General features: G+C 44.9%; 26 protein-coding genes, 1 pseudogene and 1 riboswitch. Of the genes and pseudogenes, 15 read left to right on the top strand and 12 right to left on the bottom strand.

Annotation, left to right across the window (positions count from 1 at the left end):
• The first annotated feature begins 68 nt into the window (after positions 1-68).
• The 7 genes and pseudogenes from BGM27_RS15675 to BGM27_RS15645 all read left to right on the top strand — a co-directional run bounded on the left by BGM27_RS15675 (position 69) and on the right by BGM27_RS15645 (position 6,176).
• Positions 69-450 (top strand): annotated as a pseudogene (locus BGM27_RS15675) (hypothetical protein).
• An 87-nt stretch (positions 451-537) separates the two neighbouring features.
• Positions 538-641, top strand: a riboswitch (TPP riboswitch).
• A gap of 77 nt (positions 642-718) precedes the next feature.
• Positions 719-1,183: a TIR domain-containing protein gene (locus tag BGM27_RS15670; RefSeq protein WP_007409547.1), complete on the top strand. Its 465-nt coding sequence runs from the start codon at positions 719-721 to the stop codon at positions 1,181-1,183.
• Complete coding sequence (locus BGM27_RS15665) at positions 1,180-2,190, top strand: thymidylate synthase (protein ID WP_007409546.1); 1,011 nt, start codon at positions 1,180-1,182, stop codon at positions 2,188-2,190. Before BGM27_RS15670 ends, BGM27_RS15665 begins: the two co-directional genes overlap by 4 nt.
• Positions 2,187-2,945, top strand: a complete 759-nt coding sequence (locus tag BGM27_RS15660; RefSeq protein ID WP_007409545.1) for a class I SAM-dependent methyltransferase — start codon at positions 2,187-2,189, stop codon at positions 2,943-2,945. Before BGM27_RS15665 ends, BGM27_RS15660 begins: the two co-directional genes overlap by 4 nt.
• Before the next feature lie 14 nt (positions 2,946-2,959).
• Complete coding sequence (gene thiD / locus BGM27_RS15655) at positions 2,960-3,778, top strand: bifunctional hydroxymethylpyrimidine kinase/phosphomethylpyrimidine kinase (protein WP_007409544.1); 819 nt, start codon at positions 2,960-2,962, stop codon at positions 3,776-3,778.
• 8 nt (positions 3,779-3,786) lie between these two features.
• Positions 3,787-5,025, top strand: coding sequence for an HAD-IIA family hydrolase (locus BGM27_RS15650; protein WP_020953905.1), 1,239 nt, complete (start codon positions 3,787-3,789; stop codon positions 5,023-5,025).
• Between the two features lie 188 nt (positions 5,026-5,213).
• A complete protein-coding gene (locus BGM27_RS15645) occupies positions 5,214-6,176 on the top strand; it encodes an arsenic resistance protein (RefSeq protein WP_007409340.1) in 963 nt (320 codons plus the stop codon).
• 58 nt (positions 6,177-6,234) lie between these two features.
• Here BGM27_RS15645 and BGM27_RS15640 read toward each other — a convergent pair whose 3' ends face one another.
• The gene (locus tag BGM27_RS15640; protein WP_007409339.1) at positions 6,235-7,284 is read right to left on the bottom strand and encodes an NAD(P)-dependent alcohol dehydrogenase; all 1,050 of its coding nucleotides are present in this window, start codon (positions 7,282-7,284) and stop codon (positions 6,235-6,237) included.
• Between the two features lie 159 nt (positions 7,285-7,443).
• Here BGM27_RS15640 and BGM27_RS15635 point away from each other — a divergent pair, with 159 nt between their 5' ends.
• Both BGM27_RS15635 and BGM27_RS15630 read left to right on the top strand, forming a co-directional pair.
• A complete protein-coding gene (locus BGM27_RS15635) occupies positions 7,444-7,848 on the top strand; it encodes a MerR family transcriptional regulator (protein WP_007409338.1) in 405 nt (134 codons plus the stop codon).
• A gap of 223 nt (positions 7,849-8,071) precedes the next feature.
• Complete coding sequence (locus BGM27_RS15630) at positions 8,072-9,361, top strand: Na+/H+ antiporter NhaC family protein (protein ID WP_007409336.1); 1,290 nt, start codon at positions 8,072-8,074, stop codon at positions 9,359-9,361.
• Positions 9,362-9,398: 37 nt separating this feature from the next.
• On the opposite strand, the gene pdxR (BGM27_RS15625) is transcribed toward BGM27_RS15630, so the two are convergent.
• The gene (gene pdxR / locus BGM27_RS15625; RefSeq protein ID WP_007409335.1) at positions 9,399-10,781 is read right to left on the bottom strand and encodes a MocR-like pyridoxine biosynthesis transcription factor PdxR; all 1,383 of its coding nucleotides are present in this window, start codon (positions 10,779-10,781) and stop codon (positions 9,399-9,401) included.
• A gap of 117 nt (positions 10,782-10,898) precedes the next feature.
• Between pdxR (BGM27_RS15625) and BGM27_RS15620 the strand changes: the two genes are divergently transcribed.
• Positions 10,899-11,519, top strand: a complete 621-nt coding sequence (locus tag BGM27_RS15620) for an FMN-binding negative transcriptional regulator (protein WP_007409334.1) — start codon at positions 10,899-10,901, stop codon at positions 11,517-11,519.
• A gap of 47 nt (positions 11,520-11,566) precedes the next feature.
• On the opposite strand, the gene BGM27_RS15615 is transcribed toward BGM27_RS15620, so the two are convergent.
• Together BGM27_RS15615 and BGM27_RS15610 are read right to left on the bottom strand one after the other, a co-directional pair.
• The gene (locus tag BGM27_RS15615; RefSeq protein WP_007409333.1) at positions 11,567-11,929 is read right to left on the bottom strand and encodes a hypothetical protein; all 363 of its coding nucleotides are present in this window, start codon (positions 11,927-11,929) and stop codon (positions 11,567-11,569) included.
• Positions 11,930-12,155: 226 nt separating this feature from the next.
• Positions 12,156-13,346 (bottom strand): MFS transporter, encoded by a 1,191-nt coding sequence (locus BGM27_RS15610; RefSeq protein WP_007409332.1) that lies wholly within the window; start codon positions 13,344-13,346, stop codon positions 12,156-12,158.
• 259 nt (positions 13,347-13,605) lie between these two features.
• On the opposite strand from BGM27_RS15610, the gene BGM27_RS15605 reads away from it, so the two are divergent.
• Positions 13,606-14,184, top strand: a complete 579-nt coding sequence (locus BGM27_RS15605; RefSeq protein ID WP_007409331.1) for a TetR/AcrR family transcriptional regulator — start codon at positions 13,606-13,608, stop codon at positions 14,182-14,184.
• Between the two features lie 77 nt (positions 14,185-14,261).
• Here the strand turns inward: BGM27_RS15605 and BGM27_RS15600 are convergent, their stop codons facing one another.
• Entirely contained in the window at positions 14,262-15,146 is an 885-nt protein-coding gene (locus BGM27_RS15600; protein ID WP_007409330.1) for a DMT family transporter, read from the bottom strand.
• Positions 15,147-15,272: 126 nt separating this feature from the next.
• Here BGM27_RS15600 and pdxR (BGM27_RS15595) point away from each other — a divergent pair, with 126 nt between their 5' ends.
• Complete coding sequence (gene pdxR / locus BGM27_RS15595; protein WP_020953906.1) at positions 15,273-16,661, top strand: MocR-like pyridoxine biosynthesis transcription factor PdxR; 1,389 nt, start codon at positions 15,273-15,275, stop codon at positions 16,659-16,661.
• A gap of 65 nt (positions 16,662-16,726) precedes the next feature.
• On the opposite strand, the gene BGM27_RS15590 is transcribed toward pdxR (BGM27_RS15595), so the two are convergent.
• The 5 genes from BGM27_RS15590 to BGM27_RS15570 are packed head-to-tail and all read right to left on the bottom strand — an operon-like array spanning position 16,727 to position 19,044.
• Positions 16,727-17,026 (bottom strand): spore coat protein, encoded by a 300-nt coding sequence (locus tag BGM27_RS15590; RefSeq protein ID WP_007409328.1) that lies wholly within the window; start codon positions 17,024-17,026, stop codon positions 16,727-16,729.
• 15 nt (positions 17,027-17,041) lie between these two features.
• Entirely contained in the window at positions 17,042-17,239 is a 198-nt protein-coding gene (locus BGM27_RS15585; RefSeq protein WP_007409327.1) for a hypothetical protein, read from the bottom strand.
• Between the two features lie 18 nt (positions 17,240-17,257).
• Positions 17,258-18,394 carry a zinc-dependent alcohol dehydrogenase gene (locus tag BGM27_RS15580; protein ID WP_007409326.1) on the bottom strand — a complete coding sequence of 379 codons (1,137 nt, stop codon included), beginning with the start codon at positions 18,392-18,394 and terminating at the stop codon, positions 17,258-17,260.
• Positions 18,395-18,412: 18 nt separating this feature from the next.
• The gene (locus BGM27_RS15575; protein ID WP_007409325.1) at positions 18,413-18,781 is read right to left on the bottom strand and encodes a spore coat protein; all 369 of its coding nucleotides are present in this window, start codon (positions 18,779-18,781) and stop codon (positions 18,413-18,415) included.
• 17 nt (positions 18,782-18,798) lie between these two features.
• Entirely contained in the window at positions 18,799-19,044 is a 246-nt protein-coding gene (locus tag BGM27_RS15570) for a hypothetical protein (RefSeq protein ID WP_007409324.1), read from the bottom strand.
• Between the two features lie 457 nt (positions 19,045-19,501).
• Here BGM27_RS15570 and BGM27_RS15565 point away from each other — a divergent pair, with 457 nt between their 5' ends.
• From BGM27_RS15565 to BGM27_RS15555, 3 genes are all read left to right on the top strand, one after another.
• Complete coding sequence (locus tag BGM27_RS15565; RefSeq protein ID WP_050551737.1) at positions 19,502-20,662, top strand: sensor histidine kinase; 1,161 nt, start codon at positions 19,502-19,504, stop codon at positions 20,660-20,662.
• Positions 20,655-21,287, top strand: coding sequence for a two-component system response regulator YdfI (gene ydfI / locus BGM27_RS15560; RefSeq protein WP_007409321.1), 633 nt, complete (start codon positions 20,655-20,657; stop codon positions 21,285-21,287). The genes BGM27_RS15565 and ydfI overlap by 8 nt, the downstream gene beginning before the upstream one ends.
• A 98-nt stretch (positions 21,288-21,385) precedes the next feature.
• Positions 21,386-23,539 (top strand): MMPL family transporter, encoded by a 2,154-nt coding sequence (locus tag BGM27_RS15555; RefSeq protein ID WP_007409320.1) that lies wholly within the window; start codon positions 21,386-21,388, stop codon positions 23,537-23,539.
• Between the two features lie 33 nt (positions 23,540-23,572).
• On the opposite strand, the gene BGM27_RS15550 is transcribed toward BGM27_RS15555, so the two are convergent.
• A complete protein-coding gene (locus tag BGM27_RS15550) occupies positions 23,573-24,295 on the bottom strand; it encodes a gamma-glutamyl-gamma-aminobutyrate hydrolase family protein (RefSeq protein WP_007409319.1) in 723 nt (240 codons plus the stop codon).
• 125 nt (positions 24,296-24,420) lie between these two features.
• Positions 24,421-26,049, bottom strand: a complete 1,629-nt coding sequence (abc-f, locus tag BGM27_RS15545) for a ribosomal protection-like ABC-F family protein (protein WP_007409318.1) — start codon at positions 26,047-26,049, stop codon at positions 24,421-24,423.
• Positions 26,050-26,250: the final 201 nt, after the last annotated feature.

Genomic DNA, 26,250 nt, shown 5'->3' with positions numbered 1-26,250 from the left:
GATAACATAAAATGGTTATTGTGATTGAAAAAAAGATACCCGTTTTTATAAAAAAAGGAGTCATAACGTTGCTGAAAAGGTTTTTTCTTGTTTTTCTTACGCTGATAATGTCTATATTTGCTGTATTCGCGGCTGCTGAAGAGTCTCCCGGCGATCGTGTCATTTCTTTTGACGAGCCTATGATTTTATTGATCTCACTCGGAATCATCTTATGTTTGTTCATTCCTCCATTCGTCATGTCCTTTTTTGGCAGTTTGGTTGTGAGAATCATATCCGGAGTCTATCAATGTTTTATCGTCCTCACGTTTGCGGGGCTCATTCCGATTGGATTTCTGATCCCCAATGGCTTTTTGACAATTCTTGCTGCCGTACTGGGGACTTTGGTCAGTTTAGCCAGTTTTTGTGGTTACCTTATTCGTTGGCAGGAAAAAAGAGGCCGGAAGGTTTTAAAACTAGTGGGTAAGCTGCAATATTGAAGGGAAAGTCATTGTTTGACTATTTATATGGAATAGCATAGAATTAAAGTAAATATTTATAAAAAGTCACTAGGGGAGCTTTAATAGCTGAGAAGAGACAATACGTCCTGACCCTTTGAACCTGATTTGGTTAATACCAGCGTAGGGAAGTGAAAAATTAGAGAGATTCTTTATCTTATCTATATTTAAGCCACTTTCCATAGAGGAAAGTGGCTTTATTTATTTTGAAAGGGTGATATGAAGTGGCGACTAAAAAAGTTTTTCTGGCAGGGCCTTTTAAAAGTTTAGTAGATGAGAAAACTGGATTGATGAGTACGTATGAGAGGGGAAAGCTGGAATCATTAATTTCCTTTTTTGAGAATGAAGGATGGCTGGTTCATAATGCTCACAAGCGGGAAGGGTGGGGGAAAGATTTCATGACACCCCTTCAATGCACTAAAATTGATTTTGATGAAATAAGTACTTGCGACCTTTTTGCAGCATTTCCCGGATCACCCGCTTCTCCTGGAACACATATAGAAATTGGATGGGCTTCCGCCTTGAAAAAAAAGATCGTGCTATTTCTAGAAAAGGACAAGGATTATGCTTTCTTAATTCAAGGGTTAAATGCAGTGGCGGATGTTGAGTACATCAGCTATAAAGATACAGATGATTTATTAGAGAACATTAAAAATACCTTTGCAGCATATAAGGCGGAATCTCAATGAGAAAGAGAACTTTTCATGAAGCATATACGGAAACGCTGTATGACATCTATCACAACCCTGAATTTTTCAATTCACCGCGCGGACAAAAAAGCAGAGAACAATTGAACTACCATCTGACTCTGGAAAATCCAATAGAACGTGTCACTTATTTATCCTCAAGAAAAACCAATATCGTGTTTAATTTTGCTGAAGTGCTATGGTATTTATCGGGGAGTAACGACTTAGATTTTATCAGTTATTACAATAAAAAAATGCCTTCATACTCAATGAATAAAAAAACATTAACAGGCACTGCGTACGGGCCTAAAATATTTGAATTCGGAAATGCAAAACTAAATCAATGGAATAGAATAAAAAATCTTTTGACACAAGAAGATATTGATTCAAAAAGGGCATTTATTCAAATATTCGATGCTTCGGAACTCTTCGTTTTAGAAAATATAGATGTTTCCTGCACAATCGGTTTGCAGTTTTTTGTGAGGGAAGGCGAATTATACATGTCTTCTGTCATGCGTGCAAATGATGCTTTTCGCGGGATGATCAGTGATCTTTTCTCATTTACCTTCATGCAGGAATTAATGGCCAGAGAACTGCGTGTAGAAGTCGGAGAATATTTTCATAATGCGGGATCAATCCATATTTATGATTCAGATCATGAATGGGCGAAAACGGTGCTTGAAGAAGCTGAAAATCACCATGATATTCCGGAATTTGAATTTCCGAAAATGCCTGAGGGAAATAACTGGCCGTCCATTGAAACAGTCTTAAAGTACGAAAAATTACTTAGGAAAGATCAAATTTCTATGACTAAAAACGATATTGAAATGCTTGATTTACCTGATTACTGGAAACAGATTCTTTTCCTTTTCAGTATATACCAGCATATTGCATATAAACGGGATATGGATCATTCTCTATTTCAAAGTTTACTTCCTATATATCAATTTTTCGTCAGGAATAAGTGGTTTCATTATTTCTCAACTGAGCAAAAGGAGGAAATTCAATGAAAACTTCATGGAAAGAAGACAGTGTTGCTGGTAAATTCGATGCTTATAATGACGTTTTAGAACAAACGTTAGGTTTTGAGTTTGTTTTTCGTACTTTTGATAAAGCGGAGATTAAAAAGGTGCTCGATTTCGGATGCGGTCCAGGAAAGGTAGCTTATAGGCTGGCTGACAGAATAGGCTGCAATGTGATCGCAGTCGATGAATCAAGGAAGATGTTAGATATAGCAAAGGCAAAAAGACAACATCCTCATGTGGACTATCATTTAATTGAACACGATAATCTTTCCTTCTTACCAGATCACTCAGTTGATGCTGCAATGGCCTGTTATGTTTTTATTAATACGGATAGTGACCAGCGTATCAAAGGTATCATAGATGAAATTTTTCGTGTGTTAAAACCAGGAGCTTCATTTGTCATACTCGATACGAATCCTGATTCAACCGGAATTGAATTTTCAACCTTCCGCAATGGAATACCGGGGAAAGAATATTCTTACGGAGAAGAAAGAAATGAATGGCTCCATGTTCCCGGACAAGCAGATTTAATTTTAAATGATTTTCATTGGCCGAAGTCAATGTATTATAAACTATTAACTCATGCAGGTTTTGAAAATGTAACTTTATCAGAACCAACGTTAAACGATATTGACCAAGAGCATGTAAAAGCCATAGAGAAAGAGTTTCAATTTAATAATTGGAAATGTGAAAAGGAATATCCGCCTTTTGTCATTTTTAAAGCAGTGAAACCTGCCTGAAGGAGGAGTGTAAGTTGACGGATATTTATAAAGCGCTTTCGATTGCTGGGACTGATCCTTCCGGAGGGGCGGGAATTCACGCGGATTTAAAAACATTTCAGGAACAAAAGGTATATGGAATGGCAGTTATTACATCAGTTGTTGCACAAAATACACTTGGTGTGAAAAGTTTTGAGGAGATGTCTCTTCAGAATATATCTCAGCAAATAGACTGTGTCATGGATGATATAAAACCGGATGCTGTCAAAACCGGTATGCTTGCAAGTATAGGAATTATTGAATTGCTGGCAGAAAAGTTAAAAGACGCAAATATTCAATCGTATGTGATGGATCCGGTTATGATTGCTAAAAGCGGACATCATCTGCTCCATAAGGACGCCATTGATTATTTGAAGAAATTATTAATACCCCAAACAACTGTTATTACACCGAACATTCCGGAAGCGGAAGTAATCATCGGAAAATCAATCGAGACTGTACAGCAGATGCGTGATGCGGCGAAAGAAATAGTGGAGGTATACGGGGCAAAAAGTGCTGTCGTAAAAGGGGGGCACCTGAACGGAGAAGCCCGTGATATTTTGTACTTTGACGAGGACTTCGAGGAATTTGTTTCTCCCCGCTTTGATACAAAGCATACTCATGGAACAGGCTGTACGTTTTCAGCTGTGATAACTGCAGAGCTGGCAAAGCAGCACAGCATACCGGAATCAGTGGCAACTGGAAAGGAATTCATTTCAGCAGCCATTAAACATCCCTTAGGAATCGGGAAAGGACAAGGCCCTACAAATCATTTTGCGTATCGCTCAACTATTAACCAAGAGACAACCGCTTAAGGAGTGTTATGATGATCTCCAAGAATTATGATGTATTTTTATTTGATTTAGACGGAGTGATATATATAGGAGATAAAGCTTTACCAGGAGCTGTGGCCTCTTTAAAACGACTCCGTGAAGAAAAGAAAGCCATTCGCTTTTTAACGAATGATCCTTGTGTTACAAGAGAAACGATTGTGAAACGCCTTCATAAACTGGGGATTTCAGCAAGTATTGATGAAGTGTTTACTGCGGGGTGGGCAACAGCTGATTACCTTGTCAGTGAAGGAATAAAGAAGGCATATATATTGGGAAATGACCAACTTAAAAGTGAAATTCAAAAGGCCGGTATTGATCTTACGGAAGATCAGGCGGAGGCTGTTGTCATTGGATGGGATCAAAATATTACATTTCAGGATGTGCATAAGGCAGTAAACCTCATCCGCTGCGGGGCTTCATTTATCGCTGCAAACGGGGATAAAACATTTCCTGCCGCTAACGGACCAGCTCCCGCGACAGGCGCTATAGTCGCGGCTGTTAAAACAGCAGCTGCTAAAGAGCCGATTATAATTGGAAAACCGGCGTCTTCAATATTTGAAAAAGTACTCGAGTCTTTTGAAGATAAAGAGAGATGCGTTATGATTGGGGATACGCCTGAAACAGATATTGTCGGAGCAAACCAAATAGGCATAACTTCCGTATTAGTTTCTGAACAAAATACTTTATTTCCTGCAAAACATGATTTTAGAAATCCGGATGTTGTGATCCGCGATCTGAAAGACTTGTTCGATAATGAAATAAAGGCAGAAGTACGGAAAAAACCGGATTTCCAATGGACAGAACAAGTGAAAGCCGGAGTCGCTGGAATTATAATTAAAGAATCAAGTTCCGTTTTATTAATGAAGCGTGCTGATAATGGTTTATGGGGCATTCCTTCAGGACATGTGGAACCTGGTGAAACAGTTGAACAAGCAATTATAAGAGAAATAGAAGAGGAAACTGGATTAGTGGTGAAAGTCTCTAAAATGATAGGCGTTTATTCTGATCCGAGTTCACAAACCTTTATATACCCTGACGGCAGAGTCAGCCATTTTATTACCAATTGTTTTCAATGTGACGTCATCGGCGGCACTTTGAAAAAGTCCACAGAGGAAGCTATGGAAATCAGATATTTTGATATCCATGAATTACCTGAACATCTCTTGCCGATGCACCCGAGATGGCTGGATGATGCTTTGGAAATGAAAGAGAATGCTTTTATTCGATAAGGAACAGTATGTCAAAAATACTTTTTGGGGGTTATTTACAAGGATTAACGGTTTTCAACCCGTTTTTCTCGGCCGCGTTCCAAAAACACCAAGTGTCACAGACCCTTGGTGTTTTTTAATTCCGGCAGAACCATAATGCAAGAGCGGCAGAAAAGAAGGTATAATGGGTGGAGAAGAGGTGTCAGCCAATGAAAATAACCAGAGAGACATTAGAAAAACAGCAAATTTGGATATATGGTGTGACTCTTGTAATCGGCGGAATAGCGGGGATCGCCGGGAAAGATTCAGGACTTCGCTGGGGATGGACGATATCACCGCTTATCGCTGTTCTCATGTATGCCATGTTTGCCCAAATCCCATTCTTGAAGCTGAGGGAAGCCATGTCAAACCTCAAGTTTATGGCGGCTTTACTGATCGGTAATTTCTTAGCTGTACCTGTCGTTGTATGGGTGTTAACCGCCATTTTTCCTCAATCTCCTCCTATATTATCAGGGGTTTGTTTGGTATTGCTTACACCTTGTATTGATTACGTCATCGTCTTTACTCAGCTCGGCAAAGGAAATGAGAGATTAATACTGGCTTCCACGCCGGTTTTGTTCGCCGTTCAGATGGTATTGCTTCCGTTATACCTGTGGCTGTTTATCGGGAAAGAAGTGATAGGGGCTGTTCATGCGGGACCGTTTCTGGAAGCATTCTTATTGTTAATAGCAGTGCCGCTGCTGGCGGCGGTGATGACTCAATTATGGGCTGATAAGAAGCCGGCGGGAGAAAAGGTGTTGGAATGGACGGCGTGGCTGCCTGTTCCTTTTATGGCTCTGGTCTTATTGGCGGTCGTCGCCACACAAATCGGCAAGGTCATCAGTGATGCTGACATCATTATACGTGTGATTCCGATCTATCTGTTATTCCTGCTCATTATGCCGTTTGTCTCCCGGTTTATCGCATACGCGTCCCGTCTGGATACAGGTGAAGGAAGAGCATTGATCTTCAGCACGGGCACAAGAAATTCTCTCGCAGTCCTTCCGTTAGCGCTGGCTTTGCCGGATGCTTGGGCCTCATTAGCCGCCGCTGTAATCGTCACACAGACGATCGTTGAACTGATAGGCGAATTGATTTATATAAAAGCGGTGCCCGGATGGCTGCTGAAATAAAAAATAATTTGAACTGAAAAAAACATACCAACAAATATTGGTATGTTTTTTATGTCGATTATAAAGTTGAAATATCAATGACGAAACGGTAGCGGACATCGCTTTGGAGAACCCGTTCGTACGCTTCGTCAACTTGATTGGCCGGTATCACCTCAATTTTAGGAGCAATGCCGTGCTCGGCGGCGAAATCAAGCATCTCCTGAGTCTGCGGAATACCGCCGACGAGTGAACCCGCAATGCTGCGGCGGCCCGTGATTAAGGAGAACACACTGTATGAGTCCGGCTTAGCGGGCGCTCCCACATTTACCAATGTACCGTCAATGCGAAGCAGGGATAAGTAGGCATCTACGTCAAGGTTCGCGGATACTGTATTTAAAATAAGATCAAATCGTCCGGCCAGCTCAGTAAATGTATCCGGATCGCTTGTTGCAAAGTAATGATCGGCTCCAAATTCAAGCGCTTCGTCTTTTTTGTTCATTGAGCGGCTGAGGACGGTGACCTCTGCGCCTAAAGCGTGCGCGAATTGAACGGCTAAATGTCCGAGCCCGCCCATTCCGACAATCGCCACTTTTTTGCCGGGGCCGGCATTCCAGTGTTTCAGCGGAGAATAGGTGGTAATGCCCGCGCACAATAGCGGGCTGGCAGCATCCAAATCCAGCTGATCCGGAATCCGGACAACGAATCTGTCAGTGACAACTATTTTTTGGCTGTAGCCGCCGTACGTAGGGTTTCCGTCGTAGTCCAGGTTATTATAAGTCTGAACAACGCCTTTTGTGCAATATTGTTCGTCTCCGTTCAGACAGTATTCACATTCCCCGCAGGAGTCTACAAAACAGCCGACACCCACACGGTCGCCGATGGCAAATGTGGTGACTTCTTCACCCACGGCTTCCACAACTCCGGCAATTTCGTGTCCGGGAACCATCGGAAAGATTCCGCCGCCCCATTCATCGAATGCACTGTGGATGTCTGAGTGACAAATCCCGCTGTACTTAATATCAATCAGGATATCGTGCGGCCGTAATGCTCTTCTCTCAATCGTTGTCCGCTCAAATTTAGCTTTTGCATGCGGAGCGCTTAATACACGAGTCGGATGATTATTGCACATGGTTATCTTCCTTTCCAAGATAAAGTGATGAATCCTCTGTTCGATTTTACTTTAAATGTTAAAGCGGACTTTAAGTCAAGGAGTTTGGTTTATTTTTTTATGAAATGATATTCTATAATGGCACGCTTATGAAAGGTATGAAGGACGGGTGGTAAAAATATGAAGATTGCGCAGGCTGCAAAGCAGGTTGAGTTATCAGCCGCAACGCTTAGGTATTATGAAAGTATAGGACTGATTCCTCCGGTAAAACGCGATGAAAGCGGCATCCGCGATTATGACGAAGATGATGTGAATTGGATTCAATTTATAAAATGCATGAGAAGTGCCGGGCTGTCGATTGAGGCGCTGATTGAATATACCGCTTTATTTATTGAAGGAGCCGATCATACGATCGAACCCCGAAAAAACATCCTTATAAATGAAAGGAAAAGGCTGACGGAGAAACAGAGGGAAATTGATGAAACCATAAAACGATTAAACAGGAAGATTGAGGATTACGAAGATATCCTTGAAAATGAAGCGAAACTTAAAAACAGATTGAAAGCTGAATGTATTTCTGAATGAAGAGAAGGTGTCCCGGACGCGGGGCCGCATGAAATGTACCAAGGGAAACGAGCCTTGGTTTTTTTATTTTCTAAAGAGTGGAAACAAAACAGCTTTTTCTATCTTATCAATCATTACTTATCCTTTTTTCAGCTTGACTTTTTTACTGCAGACTTTTAAAGTGTGAAATGTTGCTTAGACTGTGATTAGCGACTTTAATGCTGAAAAGAGGTGGTTTACCCAGATGAACAATAAAAAGAACCCTTGGGCGTTATTGCCTTTAGTCTTATTCGTAGGGCTTTTTGTCGGCTCTGGTCTGGTGACCGGAGATTTTTATAAATTGCCGATCTTGATTGCCGCGATCATTGCGTCAGCTTTTGCGCTGTTATTTAACCGGAAGAAATCGCTCAATCAAAAAATAGAATGGTTCGCTTCCGGTGCGGGACATCCTGATATTATCATTATGGTAATGATTTTTATATTGGCAGGTGCCTTTGCTTCGGCGGCTGAAGCGATGGGAGCGGTGCATTCAACTGTCAATCTTGCTTTGAGCGTTATTCCGCAGCAGTTTTTGCTGCCGGGGCTGTTTATCATTGCTTGTTTTATTTCTATATCGATGGGAACATCAATGGGCACGATTGCGGCGGTTGCGCCGATCAGCGCGGGTCTGAGCGGAGAGCTTGGAATCTCCGGCGCGATTACGATGGCGGCTGTGGTCGGCGGAGCTATGTTTGGAGATAATCTTTCTTTTATTTCCGATACGACCATCGCGTCAGTCCGGACGCAAAAAACACAAATGATGGATAAATTCAAAACGAACTTTCTGATTGTTTTGCCTGCTGCCATTGTGACTGTTATTATCTTATTTTTTATTCCGGCAGGCCACGCCGGCCATACGGGTGCTGAATCTTACAGCTGGATTAAGGTGCTTCCTTATGTCGCCGTGTTGGTTTTTGCGTTAATCGGTATTAATGTGATGGCTGTCATATTCGGCGGATTGGTTTTGACGGGAATCATCGGATTAGCGGGCGGCAGCCTGACGCTTGACTCTTATTTTAAGGCGATTACGGATGGAATTGCCGGAATGAGCGATCTGATCATCCTGTCCATGCTGATTGGCGGGATGGTCGGCGTGATGAAACAAAACGGCGGGATCGACTTTTTACTGGAGTTCATCACGAAACGAATCCGTTCGAAAAAAGGCGCCGAAGCCGGCATTGCCGGACTGGTCAGCGTGACGAATCTGGCTGCTGCCAATAATACGATCTCCATTATCGCAGCCGGGCCGATTGCAAAGAATATCGCTGATAAATTCAACATCGACAACAGAAAATCGGCAAGTATTCTGGATATCTTTTCGTGTATGATACAAGGATTGATTCCTTACGGCGCGCAGCTGTTATCAGCCGGGAAATTCGGGAATATTTCACCCGTCAGCATCCTGCCATACTCTTTCTATCCCGTTTTAATCGGAATCTGCGGCATCGCCGCCATTATATTTGGACTGCCGAAATTCACAAGAAATACGAAATAAAAGATAACAAAAGGCGCCGTTCGGCGCCTTTTTTCTTTCATGACAGCCAAGCATTTCTCAAAAGCTGTACGCCCTGTGTGATCTGATCCGTATCGAGATGGGCGAAACCCAGCTTTATGATCGGCGGTTCGGGTTTTTCGGCAACGAAATAAACGGCGGTAGGGTATACCTTCACTCCGTACTGAAAAGCGCGTTCGATTAATGTTTCTTCTGTATAGTTCAGGTGAACTCTCATCAATATATACAAACCCGACTGGTCGCCGATGATCGTCACATGACCGCCGAACTGCTGCTTTACATGTGAAATCAAGTGCTGCATTTTTCGCCTGTAAACAATGCGCATGCGCTTAATATGGCGGGTCCATTCACCGGCCTTCATCAATTCAGCCATGGTCAGCTGGTTAAGCGAAGAAGCGGTGCTTTCGAAATGAATAAACCGTTCTTTATACCGGTGCAAAAGGCGCTGCGGCAAAACCATATAGCTTATGCGGATGCCCGGAAGAAAGGATTTTGAGAAATTCCCTAAATAAATCACCCGGTCTGATTGAATGGAAGCAAGAGCGGGAAACGGCTGCTGTGTATAACGGAATTCACTGTCATAATCATCCTCAAGAATATAACCCTCTCTATGATTCACCCAATTGATCAGAGTTTGGCGCTGCTGAATGGACATGCTTACGCCGTAAGGGCTGTGATGGGATGGGGTCACATAGATTAATTTTTCTTTCATTGCATGTAATTGAGAAAAATCAGCTCCGTTTTCATAGACAGGCATCGTCTTCAGAGAAAGCCCGTGAAATTGAAAAGCCGCTCTGGCACCGTCAAATCCCGGGTCTTCAACGATCATTCCCGAAAAATCCTCTTTCAGAATCCGGCTGAGATATATCAGCATCTGCTGCGTGCTGCTGCCGATGATAATGGAATCCGCATCTGTTTTCACTCCGCGGGATTCCAAGAGATAAGCGGCAATTTGTTCACGCAGGTCTCTCTCGCCGAACGGTTCGCCGTACAGGAAGCTTTTCTCTGATGTCAAAACTTGATTGTATAATTTTCTCCATGTTTTCAGAGGAAAATGCTTTTGATCGACGGCTCCGGCGCGAAAATCAATCAGGGCCGGCTGAGTTGATTCGGTTTTCTCAGCGTGGACAACATCGTTTTCTTTTTGAAATAAAGAAGGTTCTACTTCATTTGCAAAATAACCTTTGCGTGTTTCTCCGCGAATGTATCCCTCCGCTAAAAGAAGATCATAAGCCATCAGCGTTGTATTACGGCTTACCCGCAGGGAATCTGCCAGCTCCCGAATCGAAGGCAGCCGCTCATCTGCCTGAATATTTCCCTGCTCAATCAATGTTTTAAATTGCTCGTAAATTTGTTTGTATTTCGGGGTGTCGCTTTCGAAAGCGAAAATCATATTTTTCATCAGATGTTCTCCTCTGACATGTGTATTTATTTGAAACTGTACCTTTTTAAATGTCAGTTGATATCTTATTATAGCGGAAAGCGCTTTATCAATCCATGTTCGAGAGGAGAGTTTTGTATGTATATTCCGGCTCCATTTCAGCTGAGTGAAGCTGAAGCGTGCGATGTCATCAAAGAGTATGGTTTCGCAGCATTGTTTTCAACGGCGGGAGGCATGCCGTATGCAACCCACCTGCCATTGATGATGAGTAAGGATAACGAATGCTTATACGGTCATTTTGCATTGCCGAACCCCCAATGGAAAGAGATTGATGGCCAAAACGTGTTAGCCGTATTTCAAGGGCCTCATTGTTATATCTCGCCTAAATGGTATGAGACGAATCAGGCTGTTCCCACATGGAATTATGTGGCGGTTCATGTTTACGGAGAGACGGAGCTTTTGGATGAGGAAGAAACCGTGCAGTCGATGAGTGATCTCGTATTGAAATACGAAAGCCCCGACAGCCCGTACAAATTAGAGGATGTCGATGCGAAAGTGCTGGCAGGCATGAACAAAGGGGTAAAAGGCTTTAAAATCAAAATCAGCAAAATAGAGGGGAAAGCAAAGCTGAGTCAAAATCATTCAGCTGCAAGACAAGGGCTGGTCGTACAACAGCTCAAACAGATTCCTCATACAAACGAACAGCTCATTTCCGGCTTGATGGAAGAAAACATCAAACGGATCACTGCGAACAACTGACAAGCATGTTAAAAACATACCGGCAGCATGCGGTATGTTTTTGCAGGTTATGAAGCTTTTCTCAGGATGAATAACGACTCAAACAGCACATAAATCAACGGCGCCATTAAAATGAAGAAAGAATGAAAAATAGCATACGGTATGAATAAGTAAACGATAAGTTTCAATAGAATGGTAGACGGTTTATTGAATGTCCAGCGGTTCTTCAAGATATCAGTCATACAAGCTAAAACAAGGCCGACCGTCAAATATCCGGCTGCGATGTAAAGATAAATAAAAAGGTAAAACGGGTAAGAAGACAACGGCGGTGTGTCTTCCTGTGTCATTTTTAAACCCACATAAAAGACCAATAAAAAGCAAACGGACGAAACGAGAGCTAACAAAAGGTGTTTATATAAATACTTCTTCATGTGTTCACCTGCCTATGGCGCAATTATTTCTTAACATATTATGACATGGTTTTACCGCTGCTGAAAGAATCGGCAGCGGGCACGCGCCCGTCTATATGAGCGGGGCGTAAAGAATCAATATCATCTTTTCATGAATCGGGATTTTTTGTTCGGATGGATGTAAAGAAGAATACACCCCAAAAAAAGCTGTCAGCTTGGTCCTGACGGCTTTTTTTTGGTGAAAGGCTTATTTCTCCGTGGTGAAATAAAGCAATGCTATGACCGGAAAAGCGATTCCAATCCATAATGTGATACTCCACCCGCCTGAGGCGTATGCCCATCCTCCGATTGATGATCCTATAGCACCGCCCAGAAAGAAGATGGCCATAAATAATCCGTTTAATCGGCTGCGAAATTCAGGTGCCAACGAAAAAATGGCACGCTGACTGAGTACGAGATTGGCAGATACCCCCATATCCAACAGGATAGCTGCGGCCACCAGAACTGCTATGCCGACGTGGGAGCTGCTTTGAATCATGAGCGGGAGTAATAAAGAAACGATGACAGCACCGAGAGCGATTCCGGTGGCAAGCCGGGTCAGGCCGCGATCAGCCAGACGGCCGCCTATCGGTGCAGCCGCTGCACCTGCAATGCCCGCTAATGCATACAGCGCGATTGCCTTTTGAGAAAAATGAAAAGCAGGACCGGACAATAATAAAGGTACAGTCGTCCAGAACAAGCTGAAAGCTCCAAATACAAACGCATGATAAATGGCACGGCGGCGTAAGACCGGAGTCGTGCGCAGCAGCTTCCACATTGAACCGAGTAAGACGGTGTAGCTTGTGTTTGCTGTTGGTTTTCTGGCAGGAAGCACTTTTGATAAGACGATTGCCAGGACAACACTTAACGCGGCGGATAAAGCAAATATGGCATTCCACCCCCATATATCAGCGACCAGACTGGATATCGGACGGGAAAGCATAATACCGAGCAGCAGGCCGCTCATCACATTGCCGACAACCCGGCCACGTGCGGCGTCCGGTGCAAGGTATGATGCGAACGGAACTAGCACTTGGGCTGCGATGGATCCCAGTCCGATGAAAAACGCAGCGGCTAAAAACAGTGTTCCATGCTTCGCAAATGCTGTCAGTGTCAAAGCGGCTGCGCTTAGAAGGAGCGATACAACGACAAGTTTTTTGTTTTCGATAATGTCTCCCAAAGGGACGAGAAACAGTAAGCCGGCAACGTATCCGATTTGAGTCAGTGTGACAATCAATCCTGCGCTGCTTGGAGAAAGCCCGATTGCCGCACTAATGAATCCTGCCAAGGGCTGTGCATAATAAAGATTAGCGACAATGATACCGCATGCCGTTGCGAGAAGAAGGGTTAAACCAGGTGAAATTCCCTGATCTGCTGTTTGTTTGTTTTCTTTAGCCATATGAATGAACTCCTTTTTAAGTGGTTTTTATGATGCTTTGATAAATGATTTGCTGATTCATCTCCTTTACGCAGAGGCTTTGGGAGTCTATGTTTCATCAAGATTTCCCTCAAGTTATTTTATAAACTGAACGTTTAGTTTCATTATAAGCAAATGATATACTAAACGTTCAGTTTTGTAAATAGGTTTCTGTTTTCTTTTTTTATACAGGTTAAGTATACTGAACGTATCGTTTATAATTCGGGAAGGAATGATTCATGTGCAGAGTAAACGAGGACGGCCGCGCGATGAAGGAACACATAAGGCGATTCTTTCTGCAGCCTATGATCTATTGTTGGAAAATGGCTTTGACGCGGTGACAGTCGATAAAATTGCTGAGCGTGCCAAAGTAAGTAAGGCAACGATTTATAAATGGTGGTCAAACAAGGCTGCCGTTATCATGGACAGCTTTCTTTCGACCGCTACGGACAGACTGCCTGTGCCCGATACAGGATCAACAGTGCAAGATATATTGACCCACGCCACGAATTTAGCAAGGTTTTTGACGAGCCGGGAAGGAACCGTTATTAAGGAATTAATCGGTGCGGGGCAGCTGGATGCAAAATTGGCGGAAGAATATCGCACGAGATTTTTCAAGCCCCGCCGCCTCCAAGCGAAAGGCCTTCTGGAAAAGGGAATTCAAAAAGGTGAATTAAGAGAGAATCTTGATATTGACGTAAGCATCGATCTCATTTACGGACCGATTTTCTATCGTCTGCTTATTACAGGTGATGAGGTGAATGATTCCTATGTGCATGATCTGGTGATGAGTGCGTTTAAGGGAGTTCAGCCTGCCTGAAAAATAGCCGGATCATGTGAAAGAGATACAGACTTCTGCTGCCTACGGGCGGAATATAATGAAAAGGCCGAACAAGTTCATTGTTCGGCCTTTTCTGATTGATTTGCGAACTGCCGGGCGGCCGCCACGCAAGCGATAACGCCGGCATTCACCGCCGCAAGTTCCCATCCTGCTTTTTCATGGAGAATCATGGCGGCCAGTAACAGTCCGAAGAAAGGCTGCAGAAGCTGCAGCTGCCCGACCGCGGCGATGCCTCCCTGGGCGAGTCCGCGATACCAGAATACGAAGCCGATCAGCATGCTGAATATTGAGACATATGCAAGACTGAGCAGTGCGGGCGCGCCGATGTTTGACCATGAGTCCGGCATGAAGCAGAAAGACAGGATGAACATAAGGGGAAGCGATAAAACGAGTGCCCAAGAGATCACCTGCCAGTTGCCAAGCCGCCGGGAGAGGCGGGCGCCTTCGGCATAACCGAGACCGCACACGATAATCGAAGCGATCATGTACGTATCACCGAGCGGAGAGGATTCTCCTCCTTGCAGCAGAGCATATCCGGCTACGAGGATGCTGCCGGCAGCCGAGAAAATCCAAAAGACCGGCCTGGGCCGTTCGCCTCCTCGCAGTACGCCGAAGATCGCCGTCGCAAGCGGGAGAAGCCCGATGTAGACAATGGCATGAGCGGATGTGACATGCTGAAGCGCTAAGGCTGTAAGCAGCGGGAAACCGATCACGACGCCGAGCGCTACTGTTATTAGTGAAATGATGTCGCTTTTGGCAGGGCGTTTCTCCTGAAAAATGAGGAGCAGAGCGCCTGCCAATATACCGGCTATCGCGGCGCGGCATACGGTGAGAAATACCGGGTCAAAGTCCGCTACAGCCAAGCGGGTCGCAGGAAGCGAGCCGCTGAAAATGAGCACGCCGATAAATCCGTTAATCCAGCCGTTTGCGGCTTTCTTCATTCCAATCACTCCAATATATATTTCTAAACCCATTTTCAAAGTTTATAATGACTATAAACTGAAATTGACCTTATACAAATGGCCAGTTTTTATAAAAAGAAGAATGCCAGTTTGGAGGGAGCAAAAATGGATATCACGCCATTTTTAAATAGAGATCTGGATATTCCGCTTTATCAGCAGCTTTATCGGCATTTTAAGGAAAATATGCATCAGGGCCGTCTTCCTAAAGGACTGAAGCTTCCTTCAAAAAGGCTTTTGTCAAGTCAGCTTTCCATCAGTCAGACGACTGTGGAGCGGGCCTATGAACAGCTTGCCGCCGAAGGCTATATTGTCAGTAAGCCGAGAAGCGGATGGTTTGCCGATTATGACTCGGACGCCGTCTATGTGAAAAAGCCGGGCGCTTCGCCTGTTCAAACAAAGGCGAAGGAAGACCGCCAATGGATTGATTTTCACTACGGCACTGTGGATGCCGCTCATTTTCCGTTTTCGGCATGGCGCAAAAGTATGGTTACAAGCTTAGATCAATACGGGCATGAGCTGTATCGGCCCGGGGATGATTTGGGCGAGCTTGAATTGAGAACGCTCATTTCGGAGTACTTATATCAGTCGCGCGGGGTGAATTGTCGTCCTGAACAAGTGATAGTCGGCGCCGGGAACCCTGCTCTTTTGCAAATGCTGTGCAAAATATTTGAAGCAAATCTATCCATCGGATATGAAGATCCGGGTTATCCGAGAGCGAGGGAGATTTTTAAAGCCAATCACATGAAGATCATTCCGATACCCGTCGATGATGAAGGAGTCTGTATCCGGAAGCTGAATGAAGAGCGGCCGCGTCTTGTATATGTCACGCCTTCTCATCAATTTACGTTAGGAACGATTATGCCGGTAAACAGAAGGATTCAGCTGCTGAAATGGGCGGAGGAAAATCAATCGTTCATTATAGAAGATGATTATGACGGTGAATTCCGATACAACGGCCAGCCGATCCCATCATTGCAGGGGCTTGATCAGCATCACCGTGTCATTTATATGGGAACGTTTTCCCAATCTCTGCTTCCTTCGCTGCGCATCAGCTATATGATTCTTCCTTTGCCGCTTATCGAAAAAGGCAGGGAAATCGCTTCTTTATATAAACAGACCGTCTCCTGCCACAGTCAGCTGACGCTGGCTCAATTTATCAAAAGCGGAGAGTGGCAGAAACATATTAACAGAATGAGAAAGCTGTACCGGAAAAAAAGAGCGGTATTATTAGAGGCCGTGCGGCGCGAGCTGGGACAATACGTCAGGATTCGCGGAGAAAATTCCGGGCTGCGGATTTTACTTGACGTTCATCTGCCTTTCAGCGAAAAAGAGCTGATTGAAAAGGCGGAGGAACAAGGCGTCAAAATCTATCCCGTGTCTCTTACCTATCAAAAACAGGTCCCTGAAAAAACAGTTTCTCTCGGTTTCGCGGGGGTTTCTGAAACCGATATACAAGAAGGCATAAAAAAACTGAGAGCCGCCTGGGCGCTGTAAAAGGCAGCTCACAGTTTGAAATACTGAAGCTTGAGTCAGGGGTGCAGTCTCAGCAGCAAAACGATTTATAGGACGGGCAGGCGGAGCGCAGTATCAATATTTTGCAAATTGAGTCGGACTTGTTCATTTGTGTTCCACGGGTGATACCAGCCTTTTTCCATCATATAGCGTGAGATTTGCTCGTGCATGTCAAGGGCTTCTTCTAAGTGCCGGGTGAGGATCGCTTTCACTTCAGGCGTTCCGGCTTCCGTCGCCGCCATCGCATAGTTTCTGACACCGCTTTTTGCCGAATTCAATAAATCCATTGCGACAATTTGGTCTGTCAGTGCATTCATTCCCGTCAAGTATTCCATAATCGGATTCATTCGTCATTCATCTCCTCATTCATGCTGTGCATCAGATAAAATTGAGGCAAATTCCTGCAATTGCCTTGTTGATGTATCCGCATCCTGCTGCATGATTTCTTTCAGCTGCGGATCGGATACGAGCGCTTTCATGGTTTTGGACTTCGTCAGACAAAGTGACTTAAAAGAAGCCATCTCCTGAATTTCGAGTAATTCATGTAAGGCGCTGGCCATTTCTGTAGCCTCCGTTCTCTAAGGTTTGAGTACAACTTTTATGCAATCATCTGTTTTCGTGTCAAACATCTCATAGCCGTGCTTCGCTTCACTAAGCGGAATGACATGGCTTACAACATCGCCCGGATCAATTTTGCCGGTTGACACCAGTTCAAACATATACGGCATATAATGGATAACCGGAGCTTGTCCTGATCGGATATTGACGTTTCGCTGCATGATATCGCCAAGAGGAAAACCGTTATATCTGCCGCCGTACACGCCCGTAATCTGGATCGTTCCGCCTTTTCGCACCGCTTGGGACGCGATGACCAATGCGCTCATCGCCCCGCCCTGAAGTTTTAATCCGCTGGCGAGGAACTCAAGGTCTGTCATTTTCCCGTCCATGCCGACGGCGTCAATGACAACGTCGGCGCCGCCTTTGGTGATTTCCTTCAGGTAGCTGCCCGTATTTTCGTGGTCTTCGAAGTTCACGAGTTCCACTTTATTCGTCCGTTTCGCATGCTGGAGACGGTAGTTGACATAGTCTACGGCTATTACGCGTTTCGCTCCCTTTAACCAGCAGAATTTTTGAGCGAACAGACCCACAGGCCCGCAGCCGAGAACGATAACTGTATCGCCTTCTTTTACGCCGGCATTGTCAACGCTCCAAAAGCCGGTTGTCATCGCATCGGAAATAACACTCAGTTTCTCATCCGGTTCTTCGCATGTTTCGGGAACTTTAAAGTGAGTAAAGTTCGCAAATGGCACGCGTAAATACTCCGCCTGTCCTCCCGGATAGCCGCCGGCATTTCCTGAATAGCCGAAATAAGCGCCTATATCGCCGTTCTCATTTGATTGATCACATTGGCTTTCCAGGTGATTTTTACAATAAACGCATTCTCCGCAGGCGATATTAAAAGGAATAATGACGCGGTCCCCTTTTTTGACTTTCGTCACGCCGGGACCGGTTTCTTCCACGATGCCCATCGGTTCATGGCCGATGATGTAGTCTTCCTGCAAGTTCGGGATGAGTCCGTGGATTAAATGTAAATCTGATCCGCAAATTGCCGTACTTGTGACTTTTATAATCATGTCATCGTGTTTTTCAATCTTCGGATCAGGCACGTCTTTGACAACGACGTTTTTCACTCCTTGATACGTTACGGCCTTCATGCTGTAATACCTCCAGTGTTAGTGTTCATCAGGTGTGCGGTCAAACATCCCTTTTCTGTTTGTTTCAACGGGAAACAGGTTCATATTTCCGACCATGAGGGTATTTTTCGCAGAGAGCTGATCCAATTTATACTGTTCGCTCAGATCATGCGGGTGAAACCACTTTTTGCTGACCATCAAGTCTGTTATCTCCTGATGCATCGCGATTCCCTGCATGAGCTGTTTGCGCAGCAAAGCTCTTACATCAGGTGAAGCGGTTTCTGTTAAAGCGACGGCGGTATTTCTGATGCCTTCTTTGGCGCGTATGAGAAAATCCATTGCGAATGTCATGTCCGCAAGTTCAGGGACATGTAATGAATTGATCGGATCTAAATGGTCATGATTCAATGATGCTTACCTTCCTTTCAATTGATGATCGAAGTCGGCCGGTTTTGAGGAACGGGAGCCTGAAACGTTGCCCGTTCATAAACCGCCTGCAGATCAGCCAGGTCTTGAGAGGCTTGCTGAACGTCTTTTTCCATTAACGTTTTCAGATCCTGATCAAACACAAGCCCTTGCATGAGCTTGGATTTCGCTACACAAAGCGTCTTGAAGTTAATGATTTCATGTAAGTCAAGCGACTCGTGAGCCGCTAATTCACGCTTTTCCATAATTATCTTTAAACCTCCTCTTCTCAATTACGTAATTAATTTCCCCTGAGAAAAGAGGTCTAGTCTTACAAATTTTGTTTATCAGAAAAAGCGGAGAGTCAAAAAAAAGAGGAAGCACAATCGCTTCCTCTTGTTCACATGGAATGGCTGTTGGTGTCATGAACGTTTTTCTGATGCGCGGGCGGTTTTGCCGCGCGGGAGACGAGACCGCTGAAACCCGGGAAAGGTCATAAAAAAGATATGAACAAAAAAGCAGCTTGCGAACAATCCCGCAGGCTGTTTTTTCTTTCACCCGTCATGCAGGAACAGAAGGGGAAGGTGAGAAGAAGGCACTTATGGTATGATGACAAATAGAATAAAACCTCGTGAGGCCGGTCGGCTAAAAGGAAGTGGACAGAGATTGTTTGGTACAAAACATCAAGAAGACTATGTCTCCCGTGACAGACGCTCATTGCATATGCTTGCGCTTCGGGTGCCCGGTCTGGCGTTTATTTTTATGGTATATGCCGCATCAGTCTCTTTGCAGTACATTTATGAAAGCTGGACGGTTTTTTTGCTGCTGTTATTCACGATATTGATCGTCATTTTTACCGTGCTGCACTGGCATTCCCATCGCTGGGTGAAGAAAAAGACGTTTCTTTATTTCATCATACAGGGATTTATCATATATACATCGGCTAACTTGATGACCGGCGGCTATATCGCGGTTGTCGTCGGTCTCTATGCCTTTTTAATCGGGCAGATTATCGGAATGGCGGATAAGGGAAAAACGCTGCTCATACTCTATCTTTTCATTTTAATGTCCATAACAGCCTTGCACCAGGAGCATCCGCATCATCTGCTACGTTTCATCGTTATCGCCGCTCCCATCATGATCGTGATTATCACGTATGCGGCCACATTTTTCGCGCAAGTTGATGAAAAAATAAAAACACAGATGACGCTTGAAAAATTAGAGCTCGCTCACCGGCAAGTGAAACAGCTGACGCTTCAGAATGAAAGACAGCGGATGGCGAGAGACTTGCACGATACGCTTGCTCAAGGATTGGTCAGCTTGCATATGCAGCTTGAAGCGGTGCATGTTCATCTTTCAAAGGGTAACACTGACAGAGCGAAAGACATCATCAGCCAGTCAATGGACAGAGTGAAAGGCACATTGGCTGATGCGCGCTCGGCCATTGACAACCTTCGCAGCACATCAGAAAAGATCGGGTTCTTAAAAGAAAGCATCACTGAACAAATCAACCATTTTACAGAAGCCTCCGGGCTGTCTTGTTTTTTAGATTACAGCGTGCATCATGTGCTTGACGTTCATACGGCGGAGAATTGCCATTACATGATCGGAGAAGGCCTGACAAACGCCGCCAAGCATGCAGAAGCAAAGAATGTCTGGGTATCCGTTCAAGAAGAAGAGGGACAGATCCGCATAACCGTCAAAGATGACGGGAAAGGCTTTGATGCCGGGACAGAAATGAGAAAAAGCGGACATTACGGGCTGCTTGGGATACAAGAACGCGTCAATATGATGAACGGCACTTTCCGTATAACAAGCGCCAGATCAGCGGGAACTCAAATCGAGATCATCATACCAATTCAAGGAGAGGCGGAACATGTATAAAGTGTTAATAGCAGATGACCATCTTGTCGTCAGAGAAGGTCTGAAGCTTTTGATAGAAACAAATGACCATTACACCATAACGGGAGAGGCGGAAAACGGGAAAACCGCCGTCCGCCTCGCAGAGGAACTAAAGCCCGATGTCATTCTCATGGATCTGTACATGCCGGAAATGAGCGGGCTGGAAGCCATTAAACAGATAAAAGAGCAATCTGATGTGCCGATCATTATTTTGACGACCTATAATGAAGATCATCTGATGATAGAAGGCATTGAATGCGCGAACGGTTATCTGCTGAAAGACACAAGCTCAGAAACCTTATTTCATACGATGGATGCGGCGGTCAGGGGAGAAGTGCTTCTGCAGCCGGATATCTTGCGGCGTTTCCGGGAAATGAAAATGGAACGGGCAAATGCCAATGAAACACAGCTGACGGACAAGGAAATCATAGTTCTGCAAGCCGTTGCGCAAGGACATAAAAGCAAAGCGATCGCCTTCGATTTAGGAATCTCAGAGCGGACGGTAAAAGCGAGATTAACATCGATTTATAACAAATTAGGCGCTGATTCGCGGACGGAAGCCGTCACCATTGCCATGCAAAAAGGCATTCTGAAACTGAATATATAATGAAAAACTGCCCAAACGTACATGCCCCTATGTACGTTTTTTTTATGTGAATGTGAACTACAATTAGGCAGAAAGTAATGATTGGAGAGGAGTATTCGATGTCTGGTTTTTTATATAAATTAGGGGGATGGTCTGCCCGCAACCGATTAAAAATGATCAGTGCGTGGCTCGTGATACTGATCGCTTCGATTGTGATCGCCATCTCGTTAAAACCTGCTTTTTCTGAGGATATGTCAATTCCCGACACACCTTCTGAAAAGGCGATGGATATCATTCAAAAAGAATTTTCAAAGGGTCCCGATAAAGGAAGCATACGGGTTATTTTCGGAGCTGATGACGGGAAGAAATTGACGTCAAAACCGGAAAAACAAGCGATTGAAGAGACATTAAAGAAGATCAAAACAGATCATTCAGTCGCTTCGATTGCAAGTCCTTTTGAGACAGGAACCATTTCTAAAGACGGATCAGTGGCATATGCCGATATTACGTACAAAAAAGCGGCGGATGACATTACGGATGCGTCTGTTTCACATATTAAACACAGTCTGTCCGCCGCAGGAGACAAGGGTCTGCAGACGGAGCTCAGCGGCGATGTGCCGGGGGCCGGTGTTGAGATCGGCGGTGTATCTGAAATTGTCGGCGTTGTGCTGGCATTCGTCGTTCTGGCCATTACGTTTGGTTCATTAGTCATCGCGGGGCTGCCGATTGTCACGGCCCTGATCGGGTTAGGTGTAAGCGTCGCGCTGACGTTAATTGGGACACAGTTCTTTACGATAGCCTCGGTCAGTCTCTCATTATCCGGAATGATCGGACTGGCCGTCGGAATTGATTATGCGCTGTTTATCTTTACGAAGCATCGTCAGTTTTTGGGCGAAGGTGTACAAAAAAATGAATCGATCGCGAAAGCCGCGGGAACGGCAGGCAGCGCCGTCGTTTTTGCGGGACTGACCGTGATCGTCGCGCTTTGCGGATTGACCGTTGTCGGCATTCCGTTCATGTCTGCCATGGGATTGACTGCGGCACTCAGTGTGCTGATGGCTGTATTGGCATCAGTAACGCTGGTGCCTGCGGTGTTGTCAATCGCAGGAAAACGGATGATTCCGAAATCATACAAGAAGAAAGAAAAGAAAAGCACCGGCACGAATGCCTGGGGGCGCTTCGTTACAAAGAAGCCCATTCTGTTAAGCATTTTCAGCATCATTCTTTTAGCCGTCATCAGTCTGCCGGCCATGCATTTAGAGCTGGGGCTGCCTGATGCGGGAATGAAAGCGAAAGACAGCCCGGATCGCCGCGCCTATGATCTGTTGTCTAAAGGATTCGGAGAAGGCTTTAACGGCAAGCTGACAATTGTTGCCGATGCAAAAGGGGTCAAGGGGAACAAAAGTGAAGCATTTCAAGACGCCGTGAAAAAAGTGAAGGACTTGCACAATGTGGCGAGCGTCACACCGGCCATGCCGAACGAAAAAGGGGACTATGCCATCATTACGGCAGTGCCTGAAACCGGGCCGAATGATAAGGCAACGAAAGAGTTAGTGCAGGATATACGGAAACGATCAGACAAAAACGGCATCCGTCTGCTCGTCACCGGGTCAACCGCGGTGAACATTGATATTTCAGATCGGTTAAACGATGCCATTCCGGAATTCGCCATTCTTATTGTCGGGTTTGCATTTGTATTGCTGACCGTCGTTTTCCGTTCTCTTCTCGTGCCGCTTGCGGCCGTTCTTGGCTTTTTGCTGACAATGACCGCAACACTCGGGTTATCGGTATTCGTCCTGCAGGATGGACATTTCACCGGCTTGCTGAGCATTCCGGAAAAAGGCCCGATTCTTGCCTTCCTGCCTATTTTAGCAATCGGTATTCTTTTCGGGCTGGCGATGGATTATCAAGTATTCCTTGTCAGCAGAATGAGAGAAGAATATGTCAAAACAAAAAATCCGGTACAAGCCATTCATGCCGGATTGAAACATAGCGGACCTGTCGTAACAGCGGCGGGACTGATCATGATTTTCGTCTTTGCGGGATTCATCTTTGCGGGAGAAGCTACGATCAAATCCATGGGCTTGGCAATGACCTTCGGTGTTCTTTTTGATGCGTTCATTGTAAGAATGACCATTATTCCGAGTGTCATGAAGCTGATGGGACATGCGGCCTGGTACTTGCCGAAGTGGCTGGATAAAATCATTCCGAACGTGGATATCGAAGGCCATAAGCTGACACAAGGCAAAACACCGGAGAAACCGGAAGAATAAAATGAAAAAGCAGATCGTTATGATCTGCTTTTTTTATGTGCTGACCGCATCCATGAAAAGAGAAAAAAGCTTTTTCATGTCTTCATGTTTTTTTGTCAGCATTTCGGGATGCCATTGCACGCCGACGACAAATAATTCACCCGTCCGTTCAATCGCTTCAATGGCCCCGTCTTTCGCATAAGCCGCCACTTTAAACGAAGGCGCCGTCTCTTTTATGATCTGGTGATGGAATGAATTCACCCGCGCTGAATCGCCAAACAAGGTATGGAGACGTGTCCCTTTTTCAAAAGAAACATGATGGGTTTTTAGCGGCGGATCTTTTTCTTGATCATGCTTAATGTCAGCAAACGAAGCGTGTGTCAGGTCTTGATATAAAGTTCCCCCGTAAGTGACGTTTAACATATGCATCCCCCGGCAGATGGCCAGAATCGGCTTTTCTAAAGCAACCGCCGTGAGAATCAGCTCCTTCTCGTAGGCGTCCCGATCAGGAAAGGTCTTTCTTAAAGCCTGTAAAGGTTCTTCGCCGTAAAACAGCGGGTCTATATCCTGACCGCCGGACAGAATGATCCCGTCAACATGAGAGACCTGTTCCTTTAAAAGCGCCGTCTCTTGAATCACCGGCAATATAAACGGCACACCGCCGGCCTCAGAAACAGACTGAATATAATCATTATTGACATATGCCCGATTATAACCCGGGAAAGGGCCGGATTGATCAGCCATAATGTTTCCCGTAATTCCAATGCGTTTGGCCATTCTTCGCCCCCCTGAACCATGCTCATAATTAATCTGAACGTAGGTTGTACAAATCAGTTTGAAATTATTCTTCATGATACGTGAGCTTTCCAAAACAAAACCCGTGACAGTCACGGGTTTTTCATTCATTTCAATTTCTTGATTTCTTCCGTCAGCTCTTTGAATTTTTGATCAAGCTCACGATATTGTTTATCAGCCGGAGTCATGAAGCTGAGTTTTCCGAGGACTTCCTGCCGTTCGGTCTCAAGCTTTAATCGCAGTTCTTCAGCATCGTCCCTGACGGAGGGAGATTCTTTCCATTGTTTTCGGACGCTGCCGTTTGAGATATCAAGCCGGATGTCCGTCGTCTTTTCGACAAAGTAACGATCATGAGATACGATGATGAGCGTTCCGTCGTATCGGGCCAAAGTGTCTTCAAGCTGCTCGCGTGACGGCAGATCAAGGTGGTTTGTCGGCTCATCCAGAATCAGCACATCTTTCTCCTCCAGAATAAACGCCATCAGTTTGCATTTGACCCGCTCTCCCATGCTCATCTTGCCGATGGGTTCCGTCCATTGCGCTGCGGTAAATCCTAAATGCTTCATGAGGGATTGAACATTTCCCCTTGCTTCGAACGTTTCTTTGTAAAAAAGCTGTTCGGGGGTTTTATCAAGCGGAAGGTCGAATACTTCCTGGGTTAAATATCCGACGTTTGCAGACGGAGAAATCCATATGCTGCCCTGCGCTTTTTCCTGCCCGAGGATGACCTTCAATAATGTTGTTTTCCCGCTGCCGTTCGGGCCTGTAATCGCGATCTTTTCACCGTGCATCACAGTGAAATTCACGTTTTTAAAAAGCGTTCGTCCGTCATATGACTTTGCGGCATCCCTTACTTCTAAAAAACGCTTTCCCGCTTTTTTGCGGTGCTCAATGGAAAAACGGACTTCATACTCCGCTTCAACCGGTTCTGCTTTCGCTTTTTCAAGCTCTTTTTCAAGACGCTTCTGCTTTGATTTAATCTGGGCGTCCGTGCGTTTTGCTTTGACGCGATGGTATTCTTTAAAGCCTTCTATTTTCGTTGATTGGGCGTGGGCTTTTTTTGACCAGGCGCTCAGCTCGTTCATTTGAGCTTCAATCCGTCTGATCATATGCTGCTGATTCTCATATTCCCGCTGCTGTGTCAGCCTTCTCTGTTTTCGGACCTCCATATAGCTTGAATAATTCCCTTTATGTTCAATGAGTTTCTTTCCTTCGATGGCCCAGATTTTTGTCGCCGCTGCATCTATAAAAGCACGATCATGCGAAACAAAAATAATGGTGCCTTTGTAATTCTTGATCTGATTTAGCAGTATTTCTAAACTGTGCTGATCGAGGTGGTTCGTCGGCTCATCTAATAACAAAAGGCTGCTTGAGGAGGAGAAACCTTTGGCAAGACGGGCTTTCAATTTTTCTCCGCCGCTTAATTGCGAAAAGGCGCGTGCGGGCACGTTCCACTTTTCCAACAAGGCTGCCTCCGCAGGCTCCGGATGGCCGGAATCATAAGCTTCCGTTTCTTGTTCCACCATATATATGTTCACATCTTGCATCATCTGGATCTGTCCTTGTGACGGCGCTTTTTGATTGCAGATCAATTGCAGCAATAACGATTTGCCGGCGCCGTTTTTACCGATAACGCCGATGATGTCACCTTGCTGAACGCTCGCGCTGATCTGTTCAAAAAGGGGAACACTGTTGATTTCATAACTGATGCCGCTTATTTTTAACATTTCTTTCATATGTCAATCCCTCGCTTTAAAGGGAGGACCAAAAAAATCCTCCCAATTGATTTGGAAGGATTAGCCGTACCTGTGCATGATCAAATAAGCTATTTTTACATAGCTTTCGTATCGTATAGAAAATGGGCAGACTAATCCTATTTTTTCTGATTTGAAATATTTGATTTCAAACGGTCAAAATAAGATTAGTTAATCATTGTC

It is taken from the genome of Bacillus sp. FJAT-27001, assembly GCF_019039175.1.
Lineage (GTDB): Bacteria > Bacillota > Bacilli > Bacillales > Bacillaceae > Bacillus > Bacillus velezensis.
The sequence above is the reverse complement of the archived record's forward strand: the minus strand, read 5'-3'. Positions and strand labels throughout refer to the sequence as shown.